Source organism: Vogesella fluminis (genome assembly GCF_014652335.1).
Classification (GTDB): Bacteria; Pseudomonadota; Gammaproteobacteria; order Burkholderiales; family Chromobacteriaceae; genus Vogesella; species Vogesella fluminis.
In genome coordinates, this window is sequence record NZ_BMYP01000050.1 from 1 (window position 1) to 15,022 (window position 15,022).

The 15,022-nt window shown below is 67.0% G+C and carries 12 protein-coding genes and 1 tRNA gene; 5 read left to right on the top strand and 8 right to left on the bottom strand.

Going from position 1 to position 15,022, the window contains the following annotated elements:
* Positions 1–224 precede the first annotated feature (224 nt).
* Positions 225–416, top strand: coding sequence for a hypothetical protein (locus IE083_RS14125; RefSeq protein WP_189354618.1), 192 nt, complete (start codon positions 225–227; stop codon positions 414–416).
* Positions 417–516: 100 nt separating this feature from the next.
* Here IE083_RS14125 and IE083_RS14130 read toward each other — a convergent pair.
* The 3 genes from IE083_RS14130 to IE083_RS14140 all read right to left on the bottom strand — a co-directional run bounded on the left by IE083_RS14130 (position 517) and on the right by IE083_RS14140 (position 2,542).
* Positions 517–592 (bottom strand) — tRNA-Thr (locus tag IE083_RS14130).
* 62 nt (positions 593–654) lie between these two features.
* On the bottom strand, positions 655–1,968 hold the full coding sequence (locus IE083_RS14135) for a Na+/H+ antiporter family protein (RefSeq protein ID WP_189354620.1): 1,314 nt from the start codon (positions 1,966–1,968) through the stop codon (positions 655–657).
* A gap of 178 nt (positions 1,969–2,146) precedes the next feature.
* Complete coding sequence (locus tag IE083_RS14140; RefSeq protein ID WP_189354622.1) at positions 2,147–2,542, bottom strand: acyl-CoA thioesterase; 396 nt, start codon at positions 2,540–2,542, stop codon at positions 2,147–2,149.
* A gap of 175 nt (positions 2,543–2,717) precedes the next feature.
* Here IE083_RS14140 and IE083_RS14145 point away from each other — a divergent pair, with 175 nt between their 5' ends.
* On the top strand, positions 2,718–3,338 hold the full coding sequence (locus IE083_RS14145) for a methyltransferase family protein (protein WP_189354624.1): 621 nt from the start codon (positions 2,718–2,720) through the stop codon (positions 3,336–3,338).
* 99 nt (positions 3,339–3,437) lie between these two features.
* On the opposite strand, the gene IE083_RS14150 is transcribed toward IE083_RS14145, so the two are convergent.
* Positions 3,438–4,241 (bottom strand): class I SAM-dependent methyltransferase, encoded by an 804-nt coding sequence (locus IE083_RS14150; RefSeq protein WP_189354626.1) that lies wholly within the window; start codon positions 4,239–4,241, stop codon positions 3,438–3,440.
* Positions 4,242–4,334: 93 nt separating this feature from the next.
* Between IE083_RS14150 and IE083_RS14155 the strand changes: the two genes are divergently transcribed.
* Positions 4,335–6,557 carry a DNA internalization-related competence protein ComEC/Rec2 gene (locus IE083_RS14155; RefSeq protein WP_189354628.1) on the top strand — a complete coding sequence of 741 codons (2,223 nt, stop codon included), beginning with the start codon at positions 4,335–4,337 and terminating at the stop codon, positions 6,555–6,557.
* A gap of 156 nt (positions 6,558–6,713) precedes the next feature.
* On the opposite strand, the gene IE083_RS14160 is transcribed toward IE083_RS14155, so the two are convergent.
* The 4 genes from IE083_RS14160 to IE083_RS14175 are packed head-to-tail and all read right to left on the bottom strand — an operon-like array spanning position 6,714 to position 11,481.
* The gene (locus tag IE083_RS14160) at positions 6,714–7,601 is read right to left on the bottom strand and encodes an ATP-binding response regulator (protein ID WP_189354630.1); all 888 of its coding nucleotides are present in this window, start codon (positions 7,599–7,601) and stop codon (positions 6,714–6,716) included.
* The gene (locus IE083_RS14165) at positions 7,601–10,171 is read right to left on the bottom strand and encodes a sensor histidine kinase (RefSeq protein ID WP_189354632.1); all 2,571 of its coding nucleotides are present in this window, start codon (positions 10,169–10,171) and stop codon (positions 7,601–7,603) included. Before IE083_RS14165 ends, IE083_RS14160 begins: the two co-directional genes overlap by 1 nt.
* Positions 10,172–10,189: 18 nt before the next feature.
* Positions 10,190–10,957 (bottom strand): ParA family protein, encoded by a 768-nt coding sequence (locus IE083_RS14170; protein ID WP_189354634.1) that lies wholly within the window; start codon positions 10,955–10,957, stop codon positions 10,190–10,192.
* A 41-nt stretch (positions 10,958–10,998) separates the two neighbouring features.
* Positions 10,999–11,481 carry a surface-adhesin E family protein gene (locus tag IE083_RS14175; RefSeq protein WP_189354636.1) on the bottom strand — a complete coding sequence of 161 codons (483 nt, stop codon included), beginning with the start codon at positions 11,479–11,481 and terminating at the stop codon, positions 10,999–11,001.
* A 122-nt stretch (positions 11,482–11,603) separates the two neighbouring features.
* Between IE083_RS14175 and recQ the strand changes: the two genes are divergently transcribed.
* The gene (recQ, locus tag IE083_RS14180) at positions 11,604–13,400 is read left to right on the top strand and encodes a DNA helicase RecQ (RefSeq protein WP_189354638.1); all 1,797 of its coding nucleotides are present in this window, start codon (positions 11,604–11,606) and stop codon (positions 13,398–13,400) included.
* 55 nt (positions 13,401–13,455) lie between these two features.
* Positions 13,456–14,673 carry a bifunctional glutamate N-acetyltransferase/amino-acid acetyltransferase ArgJ gene (gene argJ, locus IE083_RS14185; protein WP_189354640.1) on the top strand — a complete coding sequence of 406 codons (1,218 nt, stop codon included), beginning with the start codon at positions 13,456–13,458 and terminating at the stop codon, positions 14,671–14,673.
* Positions 14,674–15,022 lie beyond the last annotated feature (349 nt).

Genomic DNA, 15,022 nt, shown 5'->3' on the forward strand with positions numbered 1-15,022 from the left:
AGAAAATTGCTGCCTGCGTCCTCGGGATGCGATTCCGGCAGACTTATGGGTAATGGAATGCACTATACCGCCGCTTGCAAGCCTTGGAGGTGACGGGCCGTAAACCGCTGGTGTTTTCGCTGGTGTCGGCCATATGCACGGACATTGGCCAGCCAGTGCCGCCCATGAATGACGTTACCGGCGCATGGCAGGCGCTGGCAGCGATCTTGCCGAGCTGACAAGCCATGATGCTACGCAAACGATTGAACGCGCTAGAAGCCGCCAGAAATGCCCGCAATGAGGTATTACCGGCGATCATCATCAGACAGGGCGATGACGAAGCCGCGCTGGTGAGTGCATGGCGCAACAAGTATGGCCAGCGTGAGCCAGGAATTGTTCGTATCGTGGTGGTGAGTGCGAGAAAACAGCAGGTGTAGCAAAAAACGCTGGGGGGGCAAATGTGGGGGCATTTTGCCGGTTTGGCGTCAGAAACGACCAAGGGGTTACAGACCGAAATCTGTAACCCCTTGATTTTATTGGTGCCGGCGGCAGGAATCGAACTCGCGACCCCCTGATTACAAGTCAGGTGCTCTACCAACTGAGCTACACCGGCGAAGAGGCGTGCATTATTGCCGAAGATTTTCCACTTGGCAAGTCCCGGCACCACTTTTTTGGCTACAGCACCAGTGCCGCCACCCAGCCGGCGGCCAGCAGCGGCAGGTTGTAGTGCAAAAAGGTGGGGATCACCGTATCGCGCATGTGGTCGTGCTGGCCGTCTACATTGAGGCCGGAAGTCGGCCCCAGCGTGGAGTCCGATGCCGGCGAACCGGCATCGCCCAGCGCGCCGGCGGTGCCGATGATGGCCACCGTCGCCAGCGGCGAGAAGCCGAGCTGCAGGCACAGCGGCACGTAGATCGCGCTCAGGATCGGCACGGTGGAGAACGAGGAGCCGATGCCCATGGTCACCACCAGTCCGACCAACAGCATCGCGAACGCGGCCATGCCGCGGTTGTCGCCGAACAGGCTGGCGGAGGCGCTGACCAGCTCGCCGATCTGGCCGGTGGCGGTCAGCACCTCGGCAAAGCCCTGCGCGGTGATCATCACGAAGCCGATCATCGCCATCAGCTTCATGCCGTCGCTGAACACGTCGTCGGCCTCGCGCCATTTCAGCGCGCCGGTGGCGATGAACAGCAAAAAGCCACACAGCGCGCCCAGCAGCATTGAGTCGCTGTACAGCTGCACCGCGAACGCGCAGGCGATGGCCAGCAGCGCGGTGACGGTGCCCTTGCGGCTGATGCGGGTGCCGGTGCGCTCGGCGTTCTCGATCTTGCCCAGCGAGTACGAACGCGGCTTGCGGTAGCTGACGAACACCGCCAGCAGCAGGCCGACCAGCATGCCGGCGGCCGGGATCGCCATCGCGTGCATCACGTTGACGCCGGAGACGTCCATGCCGGCCTTGCGGATGTTGCCGAGCAGGATCTGGTTCAGGAAGATGTCGCCGAAGCCGACCGGGAACAGCATGTAGGGCGTGACCAGGCCAAAGGTGATCACGCAGGCCACCGCGCGGCGATCCAGCTGCAGCCGCGCCATCACGTACAGCAGCGGCGGGATCAGCAGCGGGATGAAGGCGATGTGGATCGGCACCAGATTCTGGCTCATCACGCTGACCACGGCCAGCAGCGCCAGCAGCAGCCACTTCAGCCGCGTCCTGCCGTCGCTGCGCTGCAGCCGCGCCACCGCGGCATCGGCCAGCGCGTGCGGCAGGCCGGACTTGGCGATGGCCACCGCGAAGGCGCCCAGCAGCGCGTAGGACAGCGCCACCGCCGCGCCATTGCCGATGCCCTTGTTGAAGGCGGCCAGCGTTTGCGCCAGGTCCAGCCCGCCGCTGAGGCCGCCGGCCAGCGCCCCCAGCAGCAGGCTGATGACGACATGGGTGCGGGCGAGGGTCAGCGCCAGCATCAGGGTTACTGCGATCAGGATTGCGTTCATTTGTATATACAAAGTACTGATTTGAAATGAAAAAAAGGGCGCAAGGGTAGCGTGTCCGGCGGCAGGTGTCGAGGCGACTGGCGTCGAGGCGGTGGGGGCGGGTGGGGACGGCGGCCAGGGTTGGCCGCAAACGACAACGCCCTGTCGCGGGACAGGGCGTTGTTGCGGGGCGGGTGCTTCAGCCGGCCAGTTGCGCGGCGAACGCTTCCGGTATCGCCGGGCGGCCGCGCTCGTTGACGGCGGTGCCGATGATCAGCCCCTCCAGCACCACCTTCTGGTCGGATAGGCGGATCACCTGCTGGCGGAAGCCGAAGCGCACGCGCGACACCGCCTCGAACGCCACGGTGACCACGAACTGGTCGCCGCTGGTCAGCGACGCCTTGTAGTCCAGCTCCGAGCGCACCACCACCAGATTCACCTTCTGCCGCGCCAGCTCGGCAAAGTCGATGCCCTTGTGCAGCAGGAACTCGTGGCGCGCGTGCTCCAGATAATTGAAGTAGACGCCGTTATTGACGATGCCCTGCATATCGCACTCGTAATCGCGCACCTTGAATTCTACGGCAAACTCGGACATCGCTATGGCTCCGGATAGGGGACGGTGGATGGCGCGCGCGCGCCGGGGCGGGCAGTGTAACGCATCGCTGCCGCTGTGGCGCAAGCTTGGCCGCAAGGGCGGATGATTGCTGCTAGTCTTGAGAGACGGTTTCCGGCGGTGTCGCGGTGTTGTCGCGGCAGATGGGGAGGGTGTCATGGGTGTGATCGTCCGCGTGCTCAAGTCCGAGCGGTTCAATGTCTATGGCGGCCTGCTGCTGGCGGTGCTGTGGTTGCTGTTTTCCTATGCCCATTTTGCCAGGTTCCAGAAAGAGCATGATGCGTCATTGTTGCTGGTGATTTTTTCCGAAACCCTGACGGCGGTGCTGTTCCTGATCCGCAGCGAGCCGAAAACCATTTCGCTGATCCCACTGGATTGGCTGGCGGCGCTGGGTGGCACCTTTGCGCCGCTGCTGTTCCGCCCGACGGAGTGGGGTGTGCTGCCATACGGCGTGGTGTTGTTGTGGCTGGGGATCGTGCTGCAGATTGCCAGCCTGCTGTCGCTCAATCGCAGCATTGCCCTCGTCGCCGCCAGGCGCGAGATCAAGACGGCGGGCATGTACCGCTATGTCCGGCACCCGATCTATGCCAGTTATCTGTTGATCTTTGCCGGCTACGTGCTGAGCGAGACCTCGCTGCCGAACGTCGCCCTCTACCTGTTGCTGGTCGTGCTGCTGGGGCTGCGCATCGTCAGGGAGGAGCGTCATCTGGCGCTGGACGCGCAGTACCGGGAATACATGCAGGGGGTGCGTTACCGGGTGATTCCTTTTGTCTACTAGCGCGGCAGGCGTATTCCGGGCGTCACATGAACAAGGGCAAGCCGTGCGGCTTGCCCTTTGTTCGTGTCCTGAAGCTTGCGGCCAACGTTGGCCGCAAGCTCAGTCCGCGTCTGTGAAGTCCTGCGGCCGCAGCGCCTTGATGATGTAGAGGTCGAAGCGGGTGGACTTGCCGTCCAGCACCACCGACGGTTTCACGCCCGCGATCGGCACGCCGCGTTGCGGCCGTTTCACCACCACGCGCACGGTGGCGGCGGCGATGGCGGCAGCCAGCAGCTCGGCGCTGTCCAGGTCGTCGCCGATCACGTGCTGGAACGCCTGCATGCCTTTCTTGGCGGCGGCGGATTTCTTGTCGGTGTCGGGGAACATCGGGTCGACGAACACCACGTCCGGGCGCGCCTCGCGCGGCAGCGCGGCCTGTTGCGCCAGCCAGTCGATGGCGTTGCCGTGCACCAGCGTCATGCGCGCGGCGATGTCGGCGGTCGACGGATCGCGCGCGGCGCGTTCCAGCGCGTCGGCCAGCAGCGCGGCGGCCACCGGCGAGCGTTCCAGCATGGTGACGTGGCAGCCCAGCGTGGCCAGTACGAAGCTGTCGCCGCCGAGGCCGGCGGTGGCGTCCACCACCCGCGGCAGGTCCTTGGCGCCTTTCAGCCCCACCGCCTTGGCTACCGGCTGGCCGCGGCCGCCGCCCTGTTCGCGGCGGTGGCGGGCGGCGCCTTCGACGAATTCGGCGTACACCGCGCCGTGCTTGGCGCTGGTGACCAGCTCCAGCCGCTCCGGCCCCAGTTCCAGCCAGTAGCCGTCCGTCGGCCGCTGCGCGACCAGCGGCAGGGCAAAGCGGCTGGCCAGTAGCCTGGCGGTGTCGCGGCGCGCGCGCTCGGCGCAGTACAGGGGAGTGGGGTGCATGCGGCTTCCTTCGTTGACGCGGCGAAGATACGGGATCGCCGTGGTGGCAGCAAGCGCTTTGCCTTTCTTGATGCAATGTGAATAAATGGTGGCATGTTGCCGCTTGCCTTTTTCTGTGCCGGGGTGGTGCTGTGCGCGTTTTTGCCGCAGCTGCCGAGCTGGCCCTTGTTGCTGACCGTGCTGCTGCTGTCGTGGCCGCTGTGGTGGCGCACGCGCCGCCTGTGGCTGCTGGCGCTGGTGGCCGCCACGCTGGGGCTGGGCTACGCTGCGTGGCGGGCGGAGCTGCGTCTGGCGCAGCGGCCGGATGCGGCACTGGCCGGCGAGGTGGTGCAGTTCAGCGGCGTGGTGCGCGGCCTGGCCAAGCCCGGCGAATTCGGCGTGCGGCTGCGCTTCGAGGTGGAGGCGGTGGATAACCCGGCCATCCGCCTGCCGCCGTTGCTGGAGCTGAGCGACTACCGGCAGCAGGCGTGGCCGGCCGGCAGCCGCTGGCGCCTCAGCGCGCGCCTGCGCCCGCCGCGCGGTGCGGCCAACGTTGCCGGCTTCGACGCCGAGGCGTGGTACTGGTCGGAAGGGGTGCTGGCCACCGGCAGCGTGCTCAAGGGACGGCAGGCGCTGGGCAGGGCGACGGACTGGCCGGCGCGCATCGACCGCCTGCGCGAGCGGGTGGCGCAGCGGCTGCTGACCGGCAGTGACGAGGCGCGCGCGGCGGCACTGGTGGCGGCCCTGGCGGTGGGGGCGCAGCAGACGCTGACGCGCGACGACTGGCAGCGCCTGGCCGCCACCGGTCTGACCCACGTGGTCAGCGTCTCCGGGTTGCACATCACGATGATCGCCTTGCTGGTGGCGTGGCTGTTGCGTCGCGCGCTGCGCCATCTGCCGCCGCTGCGGCGGCCGTTGTGGTGGGAGCTGGGCGGCGCGGTGCTGGCGGCCGGCACCTATGCCGCGCTGGCCGGTTTCTCGGTGCCGACGCAGCGCAGCCTGTGGATGCTGGTGATGGCGGCGCTGGCGCTGGCCAGCCAGCGCGGGCTGTCGCCGTTGCAGATCTGGCTGGCGGCGCTGACGCTGGTGTTGCTGCTCGATCCGTTTGCGGTGCTGGCGCCGGGCTTCTGGCTGTCGTTCGGGCTGGTGGCGGCGCTGATCGTGATGGTGGCCGGCCGCCGCGCGCCGGGCGGCAAGTGGCAGACCGCGCTGCAGGCGCAAGGGCTGGTGACGCTGGCGTCGACCGTGCCGCTGGCGCTATTCTTCGGCCAGCTGCCATTGGTGTCGCCGCTGGCCAATGCGCTGGGCACGCCACTGGTGTCCTTGCTGCTGACGCCGCTGGCCCTGCTGGCGGCGCTGCTGCCGTGGCCGTGGTTGGCGGAAGTGGCGGGCTGGGTGGCGCAGCTGTTCTGGTGGTGGGTGGACCTGTTGGCCGGCGCGCCGCTGTATCCGGTGCCGCTATTGCCGTGGCCGCTGTTGCTGGCGGCACTGGCCGGCACCTTGCTGGCCCTGTTGCCGTGGTCGAGGAGCGGGCGCGCGCTGGGTGCCTGCCTGTTGCTGCCGCTGTTGCTGTACCGGGTGCCGGCGCCGGCCAGCGGCACGCTGGCGGTGGAGCTGCTTGATGTTGGCCAGGGGCTGGCGGTGCTGTTGCGCACGCGGCAGCACGCTCTGCTGTACGACACCGGCGCCGGCGAGGCGACGCGGGTGCTGCTGCCGGCGCTGCGCGCGCTGGACGTGGGCCAGCTGGACACGCTGCTGCTGTCGCACCACGACAGCGATCACGATGGCGCCGCCGCCAGCCTGCGCGACGGCATCAAGGTTGGCCGCATCCTCGCCGGCCAGCCGCAGTTCTATCCCGGCGCACAACCGTGTCGCGGCGGGCAAAGCTGGGTGTGGGACGGCGTGCGTTTCGACGTGCTGTGGCCGCCGCCGGCGTGGCAGGGCGAGGACAACGCGCACAGCTGCGTGCTGCGGGTCGCCACCGCAGGTCAGGCGCTGCTGCTGTCCGGCGACGCGCCGCTGGCGGTGGAGCAGGCGCTGGTGGCGCGTTACGGCAGCGTACTGCGCAGCCAGTGGCTGGTGCTCGGCCATCACGGCAGCCGTACTTCCAGCGGTGACGACTGGCTGCGCCAGGTGCAGCCGCAGATGGCGCTGCTCAGCGCCGGCTACCGCAACCGTTACCGCCATCCGCACCCACAGGTGCTGTCGCGGCTGGACGCAGCCGGCATCACCGTGTGGCGCAGCGATCACGACGGCGCGCTGGCGCTGCGGCTGGGGTCGCAGCAGGGCGAATTGCAGGCGCGGCGGGCGCAGGCGGCACGCTACTGGCGGCCGTGACCTTAGAGCCTGTTCAAAGTCTCGCGCGCTCACGCGAGACAAGGCAAAAACGGCGGCGGAAGCGGCATTTAGCGGGAGATCAACCCGCATGCCGAAGCCGTTTTCAACACCGCATCGCCCCGTGGACATCCGTCACGGCAGATCGTGAACCGGTGCTTAGCCGTGAACGATGGCCAGCACCTGGTTGCCGTTGCCCTGGTACTGCAGCTGGTCGAAGGACAGCTTGCGCGCGATGAGGATGCCGCGGCCGTGGCTGCTGATCAGCTGCGTCGGGTCGTCGACCAGGTAGCGCGCCCAGTCGAAACCCTTGCCCTGGTCGCTGATGGTGAAGTGCAGGTCGCGGCCGTGGCGCTGCATGTCGACGCGGACCTCGCGCGCGCCCAGCACCGGGTCGGCCAGCCGCTGCTGCAGCGTCTCCTGCCAGCGGTCCTCGCGCTGCAGCCGGGTCTTTTCCTGGTAGTCCAGCTCCAGGTTGCCGTGCTCGATGGCGTTGACGATCAGCTCGAACAGGCCGGTGGCGGTCTTTTCCGGGCTGTGGCTGGTGCGCGCCAGCAGCGCGGTGACGCAGCGCGCCTCGTGCAGCTGGCGGAAGCGGAAGCTGGCCTGCTCCAGGTGCTGCAGCGCGTCCAGCTGCTGGTTGGCCAGCTCGACGAAGTACTGGTGGCGGTCCCAGTGCTCGGTGGCGGCGCCGACCACCGCCAGCAGCATGTCGCGAGAGAACGGCTTGGTCAGGTAGTAGAAGGCACCGCCGGCCAGGCTTTCCTGCACGCTGGCGGCGGCGCCGACCGCGGTCTGCATGATCACCGGCAGGAAGGCCAGCCGCTCGGTGGCCTTGATGCGCTTGAGCAGGTCGACGCCGCTGATGCCGGGCATCATCTTGTCGAGCAGGATGGCGGAAAACTGTTCGCCTTCGCGCTGCAGGATCTGCCACGCGTCCTCGCCGTTCAGCGCCTGCTGCGTGTCGTAGCCGGCGTCTTCCAGCAGGTCGGTCATCAGTTCCAGGTTGAACGGTTCGTCGTCGACCAGTAACAGGCGTTTTTTCATCAGGCTGATTCCTCGCTGGCGCCAACGCTGCCTCGCGGCAGGGTGACGCGAAAATGGGCGCCGCGGCCGGCAACCGGCAGGATCTCGATGCGGCCGCGGTGGGCGTGCACGATTTCGCGGCAGATCGCCAGCCCAAGGCCGGTACCGCCGGCGCCGGTCTTGGTCAGCGAACTTTGTATGAAGGTATTGAAGATCTGCTCCTGCTCGGCGGCCGGCACCCCGGGGCCGAAATCGCGCACGCTGAGGCAAAGGTTGGCCGCAGTGTCGATGGCGAGGTCGATCTGTACCGGCGTGCCGGCGGGGCTGAACTTGATGGCGTTGCTGAGCAGGTTGCGCAGCAGCTGGCCGATGCGGAAGGCGTCGACCTCGGCGTACAGCGGCGCGTTGCCGTGCACCACCAGCTGCAGGTGCACGTCGTGACGCTGCGCCATGCCGCGCAGCTCGTCCACCGCCTCGCGCGCCACCTGGCCGACGTCGCACGGCGCCATGGTGTAGATCATCTTGCCGACTTCCATCTTCGACAGGTCGAGCAGGTCGTTGAGCAGGGTCAGCAGGCGGGTGCCGCTGCTGTGGATGCGCTCGAAGTAGTGGCGCAGCTTGTCGGCGGCGGCGCGCTCGACGCGGTTCTGCCCCATCTCGGCAAAGCCGAGAATGGCGTGCATCGGCGTGCGCAGCTCGTGCGACATATTGGCGAGGAATTCGGTCTTGGCGCGGCTGTTTTCCTCGGCCAGCTCCTTGGCGTGGCGCAGGTTGTCTTCCGCCGCGCGCTGCGCCGAGATGTCCTGGTACAGCCAGATCGAGCCCAGCGCCGGCTTGTCGGCGCTGACCGCCTTGCCGTACATGTACACCCACTGCGCTGCGCCGTCGCCGCGCTGCAGGCAGATCTCGCCCTGCGACACCTGGCCGCTGTGCAGCACCGGGTACACCTGGCGTCCGGTGCGGGCGAAGTGCTCGTCGCTGTCGTACAGGATGCGCGTCGACTGGCCGATGATCTCGTCCTCGCGGCGGTGGAACAGTTCGAGGAAGGCGTGGTTGACCTGCTTGAACTCCAGTTCGACGATGTAGGCCATCGCCATCGGACTGGCGTCCAGCAGCGCCGACAGCTGCCGGCTCTGGGTTTCCACCTGTTCCGCCAGCGAGTCCTTCAGCTGGATCAGCGCCGCCTCGCTCGCCTTGCGCGCCGAGATGTCGCGGCACACCGCGATGTACACCGCGTCCTGCCCGATCACCACGTGGGTCAGCGACACCTCCACCTGCAGCATCTGCGATGCGCTGCAGATCATCAGTGCCTCGAACGGGCGGCCGATGCGCGGCGCGACGTGGTGCTCGAAGCCCAGCGCCGGCTCCGCCGGGTGCAGCTCGCTGAGCAGCGCGCCGGCCGGCAGCGCCAGCAGCACCTCGCGCGACTGGCCCAGCATCGCCTCGGCGGCACGGTTGAGGTCGCGGATCAGGCCGTCGCGGCCGATCACCAGGATGGCGTCGCCGCTGCCCTCGACGATGGCGCGCAGGCGCAGGATGGTTTGCCTGTAGCCGTCTTCTAGCTGCAACTGTTGTTGCAGTTGTTGCTGCAGCTGTGCGTTCTGCGTGCCCTGTGCCTGCAGCCGCAGGCGCTGTACCTGCTGGCTTTGCTGGCTGTGGCGCACGATCAGGCCGGACAGCGTGGCCATGATCACCAGTGCCAGCAGCATCGCCGCGTCCTGGCTGTAATCGTGACCGCTGTCGCTGATGGCGGTCGGGAACAGCTCGAAGATCAGCGGCTGGCCGCCGATGGTGCGGGTGGAGGACAGCGTCGGCTGCTCCGCTGGCGGCGGATGATCCAGCCCCTGGCTGTCGAGGATCACCGTCCGCGCGCGGTCCTTCAGCAGCACGCGCAGGCGGTAGGGCAGTGCCGGGCGGAATACGTCTACCGCGATCGGCACCGTGCTGAGCAGGCCGCCGGGGTTGATGCCCATCACCAGCAGCTGGTCGCCGGGGCGGCCGCGGGCGCTGAAGAAGGCGGACAGGCGGCTGGCGTTACCGGCCTGGATCAGCGCGATCGCCGGGCGCCCGGTCTTGCTTACCCGCTGCAGCGCGGTATCGACATTGTCCTGTGAAGCAAGGTCGAGCTGTGCCGGCAACGCCTTGCTGTTTTCCGGGTATTGCTGCTCTACCGGAAAGTGCAGTGGCCGCTGCCGGGCGGCTCCCAGCCGGCCGTCGCGGTATTCACGCAGGATCACCGTCTGCTGCAGCTCGTAGTGTGGCCGCTGTGACGGCGTCAGGCGGCGCACGGTGGCGACGAAATCGAACAGCGCATTATCGGAGAGGATGAACGGCGCAAAGCGCTGGAATGCGTTCTGGCCGCTCTGGCCATTGTCGGACAGCAGCAGTTCGGTGGCGGCCTGGCCGGCCAGCAGCGCATAGTTGAGCTGGTTGGCGGCGTTGTCGACCAGCAGCTCCGCTTCGCGCAGCTGCTGGCTGCGCAGCTGTTGCCGCTCGCTGTCCTGCTGCAGCCAGCTGGCACCCAGCCACAGCAGCAGGCTGCAGCTGGTGCCCAATAGCCACAGGATGCGCGGTGAGCGGGTGGTTGGCACCGGGGCAGCCCTGTCCGGTTACGGCTGGCGCAGGGCCTGGTACAGGGCGGTGAATTCCTGCGACAGCTTGTGGCGCGCGTCGAGATACACCATCGGCAGGCTGCGCTCGTGCGATTCGCGGATCTTCACCGACGCCGACAGCGGCGGGTCCAGTACCGGCAGGCCGGCGTCGCGCAGCTCCTGCACCAGCCGTTGCGGCAGGCTGGCGCGCGGCTGGAACTGGTTGACGACGATGCCTTCCACGCTGAGGCCGCTGTTGTGGTCGGCGCGGATCTCGCCGACGCTGGCTATCAGCCCCAGCAGCGCGTGGCGCGAGAAGCTGTCGCAGTCGAACGGGATCAGGCAGCGGTGGGCCGCAATCAGCGCCGAGCGGGTGTAGAAGTTCAACGCCGGCGGGGTGTCGATCCAGATTTCGTCGAAGTGGCCGTCCAGTTGTTCCAGCGCGTCGCGCAGCTTGAACATCTTGTAGCGCGCTTCCAGCTTCACCATCAGCTCGGCCAGCTCCGGATGCGAGGCCAGCAGGCTGAGGTTGGGGTGGGCGGTGGCGGTGACGAAGTCGGTCACCGGTTTCTCGAACATGCTGATGTTGAGCATCTGGTTGAACAGCCCGGCCACCGACACCGGCGGCGGCGTGGTGCTGCCGCTCAGGTAGTGGCTGCTGTTGCCCTGCGGGTCGAGATCGACCACCAGCACGCGGCGCCCGGCGGCGGCGGCCGCGGCGGCGAGGTTGACGGTGATGGTCGACTTGCCGACCCCGCCCTTCTGATTGAATACAACGCGACGCATGCTGGCTCCCCGGGGGTCAAATCACGAAATCGTTAGGCCGCTCAGCGGCTGCGCTGGCAGACGAATTCCACCTGCTGGAAGGCGGCGGACTGCTTCACCACCGGCATCGGCTTGATCTCTGCCTCGCTGAAGCTGCGGTCGAGCAGCTGGCGGCCGCCGTCGTCGAGCAGCGCCATGCTGCGCAGGCGGAAGGTCTTGGCGGTGCAGTTCACCTCCCACTGGTTCAGCGAATACTTGTGCTGCGGCGTGTTGAGGAAGTTTTCCTTGCGCGGATTGAAGATGGTCTTGCGGTCGCGGAACACCGTCAGCGCGCCTTCGCGGCGGATGCTCAGCACGTCGACCTCGTGCAGGATATTGCCGTTGGGCGACACGCCGATGATCTGCCACTCGGCGTTGGGCACGGTGACCGGTGCCGGTAGCGGTTTGGCGGTGCCGGGCCGTACCGGCTTGGTGCTGCCCGGACGCGGCTGGGTGGCGCAGGCGGCCAGCAACAGGCTGGCGGCGGCAAGGAAAATCAATCGCATATCACGGCTACTTTCTAAAGACATGGGAAAGTCTCGCACACTCTGCCGATAAAGCCAAAGTGGCGAGTCGCGGGCGGCGCGCCGCTTTGGCGTACAATGGACGCCCCCAATGGAAATCACCGATGCAGCACGCGCTCTCGATACTTCAGAACACTTTCGGCTACCCGGCGTTCCGCGGCATGCAGGGCGACATCATCGAGCATGTCGCCGATGGCGGCCACGCGCTGGTGCTGATGCCCACCGGCGGCGGTAAAAGCCTGTGCTACCAGATCCCGGCCCTGCTGCGCGACGGCGTGGCGCTGGTGGTGTCGCCGCTGATCGCGCTGATGCAGGACCAGGTGGCGGCGCTGCAGGAAGCCGGCGTCGCCGCCGCCTGCCTCAATTCCGCCACCGCGCCGGACGACGCCCGCGAGATCGCGCGCATGGCGCGCAGCGGCGAGCTGGACCTGCTGTACGTGGCGCCGGAGCGCCTGCTCAGCCCGCGCTTCCTCGATTTTCTGGCCAGCCTGCCGCGGATCGCACTGTTTGCCATCGACGAGGCGCACTGCGTCAGCCAGTGGGGGCATGATTTCCGCCCCGAATACCAGCAGCTGGGGCTGCTGTTCCAACGTTGGCCGCAGGTGCCGCGCATCGCGCTGACCGCCACCGCCGACGCCGAGACCCGCGCCGACATGCTGCACTTCCTGCAATTGCAGGACGCGCGCCAGTTCGTCACCAGCTTCGACCGTCCGAACCTTTTCTACCAGGTGGTGGAAAAGGACAGCGCCAAGAAGCAGCTGCTGGCCTTCATCGAACACGACTACCCCGGCGCCTCCGGCATCGTCTACTGCCTGTCGCGCAAGCGGGTGGACGACACCGCGCAGTGGCTGTGCGAGAACGGCCTGCGCGCGCTGCCTTACCACGCCGGCATGAGCCACGCCGAGCGCGACGCCAACCAGCGCGCGTTTCTGCGCGAGGACGGCATCGTGATGGTGGCGACCATCGCCTTCGGCATGGGCATCGACAAGCCGGACGTGCGCTTCGTCGCCCACATCGACCTGCCGAAAAGCCCGGAGAGCTTCTACCAGGAATCCGGCCGCGCCGGCCGCGACGGCCTGCCGGCCACCAGTTGGCTGTGCTACGGCCTCAACGACATGGTGCAGCTGACGCAGATGATCGAGTCCGGCGACAGCGCGGAGCAGCAGAAGCAGGTGGAGCTGACCAAGCTCGACGCCATGCTCGGCTACTGCGAAACCGCCAGCTGCCGCCGCCAGCAGATCCTCGCCTACTTCGGCGAGTCGTCGGCGCCGTGCGGCCAGTGCGACAACTGCCAGCGCCCGCCGGCCACCTTCGACGCCACGGTGCCGGTGCAGAAACTGCTGTCCTGCATCTATAGAGTGGAACAGCGCTTCGCGGCCAGCCATGTCATCGACGTGCTGCTCGGCCGCGCCAACCAGAGCGTCACCCACTTCGGCCACGACAAGCTGTCCACCTTCGGTATCGGCCGCGAGCTGAACCAGAAGGGCTGGCGTTCCATCATCCGCCAGCTGGTGGCGCGCAAGCTGCTGGTGGTCGACATCGTGCGTGGCCAGTCGCTGCTGCTCACCGACGCCTGCCGGCCCTTGCTGAAGGGGCAGCAGCAGATCGCGCTGCGGCCGCTGGCCGACGACAAGAAGCGGCAGAGCGTGCACGCCGAGCGCTGGCTGCGCACCGAGCGCGAGGAGCGGCTGTGGCAGGCGCTGCGCCGCTGGCGCAAGGCCACCGCCGACGAGCACAACGTGCCGGCCTACGCGGTGTTCTCCGACAAGAGCCTGCAGGAGCTGGTGCTGCAACGGCCGCAAACGTTGGCCGCACTGAAGAAGATTTACGGCCTGGGCGAGCTGAAGGTCGCCCGTTACGGCAGTGCGCTGCTGGCGCTGGTGCGCGACGGCGAGGCGTGATCCGGGATCGCGGATTCAGTTACAATGACGCGACACCAAATTACGGAGAAACGTCATGCCAGTGAATCTCAAGCCCATCGATAACGCGCAGCTCGCGCCCATCGCCGGTGTGGACCTGTTCTACGCCTGCGCCGGTATCAAGAAGCCGGGCCGCAAGGACGTACTGGTCATCCGCATTGACAAGGGCAATACCGTCGCTGGCGTGTTCACGCAAAACCGCTTCTGTGCCGCCCCGGTACAGATCTGCAAACAGAATCTCGACGCCGGCGTGCAGATCCGCGCGCTGGTGATCAACACTGGCAACGCCAACGCCGGCACCGGCGAATCCGGCCGCCAGAACGCGCGCGCGGTGTGCGAGGCGCTGGCCAAGGAACTGGACTGCCTGCCGGAACAGATCCTGCCGTTCTCCACCGGTGTGATCCTCGAGCCGCTGCCGGTCGACAAGATCGTCGCCGCCCTGCCGACACGGCAGACCGCGACCTGGGCCGACGCCGCCGAGGCGATCATGACCACCGACATCGCGCCGAAGGCGACCAGCCGCACACTCGACATCGACGGCCAGCAGGTGAACATCACCGGCATCGCCAAGGGCGCCGGCATGATCCACCCGAACATGGCCACCATGCTCGGCTTCATCGCCACCGACGCCGCCATCACCCGTCCGGTGCTGAACCAGCTGGTGAAGGACGTCGCCGACCTCAGCTTCAACAGCATCACCATCGACGGCGACACCTCCACCAACGACAGCTTCATGCTGATCTCCACCGGCCAGAGCGGCGCGCCGCGCATCGACTCCGTCACCCACCCGGCCTACGAGCAGCTGAAGGCCGCCTTGCTGGACGTCTCCGTCGAGCTGGCGCAGGCCATCGTGCGCGACGGCGAGGGCGCCACCAAGTTCATCACCATCCAGGTCGAAGGCGGCCGCAGCGTCGCCGAGTGCAAGGCCGTCGGCTACGCCATCGGCCGCTCGCCGCTGGTGAAGACCGCCTTCTTCGCCTCCGACCCCAATCTCGGCCGCCTGCTCGCCGCCATCGGCTACGCCGGCATCGGCGACCTGGATGTCGATCGCCTGGAGCTGTACCTGGACGACGTGCTGGTGGCCAAGGACGGCGGCCGCAATCCGGACTACAAAGAGGAAGACGGTCAGCGCGTGATGAAGCAGGACGAGATCACCGTGCGCGTGGTGCTGGGGCGTGGCCTCGCCAACGCCACGGTGTGGAGCTGCGACTTCTCCTACGAGTACGTGAAGATCAACGCCGACTACCGCAGCTAAGCGTCGCCCACAAGGTTGGCCGCAAGGCCTGCGGCCAACCCTGTCCGCGTCAGCGGCCGCCGTCAGGCGGCCGTTAACGTTTCAAAAGCGGGCAAACACAAAAATCTGCTGTAGAAAGAGCAGAATTTGAATATTTGGCAGGTGGGAGAGCGGGCTGTCTGGCGGTGGGAAGGCCGGTTTTGCGGTTGGTTACAAAATAGTTTAATCGGGTAATTGTTTGTAAATCAGTGGGTTGGTTTGCTTTTTTGTCAAAACACGCACTTTTCTGCAAAAAACCTGTTGACGCTACTTCTGCGCTTAGCTATAGTTCGCCTCCTCAGCTGACGCCGCAAACGAAACGCGGTTCGGC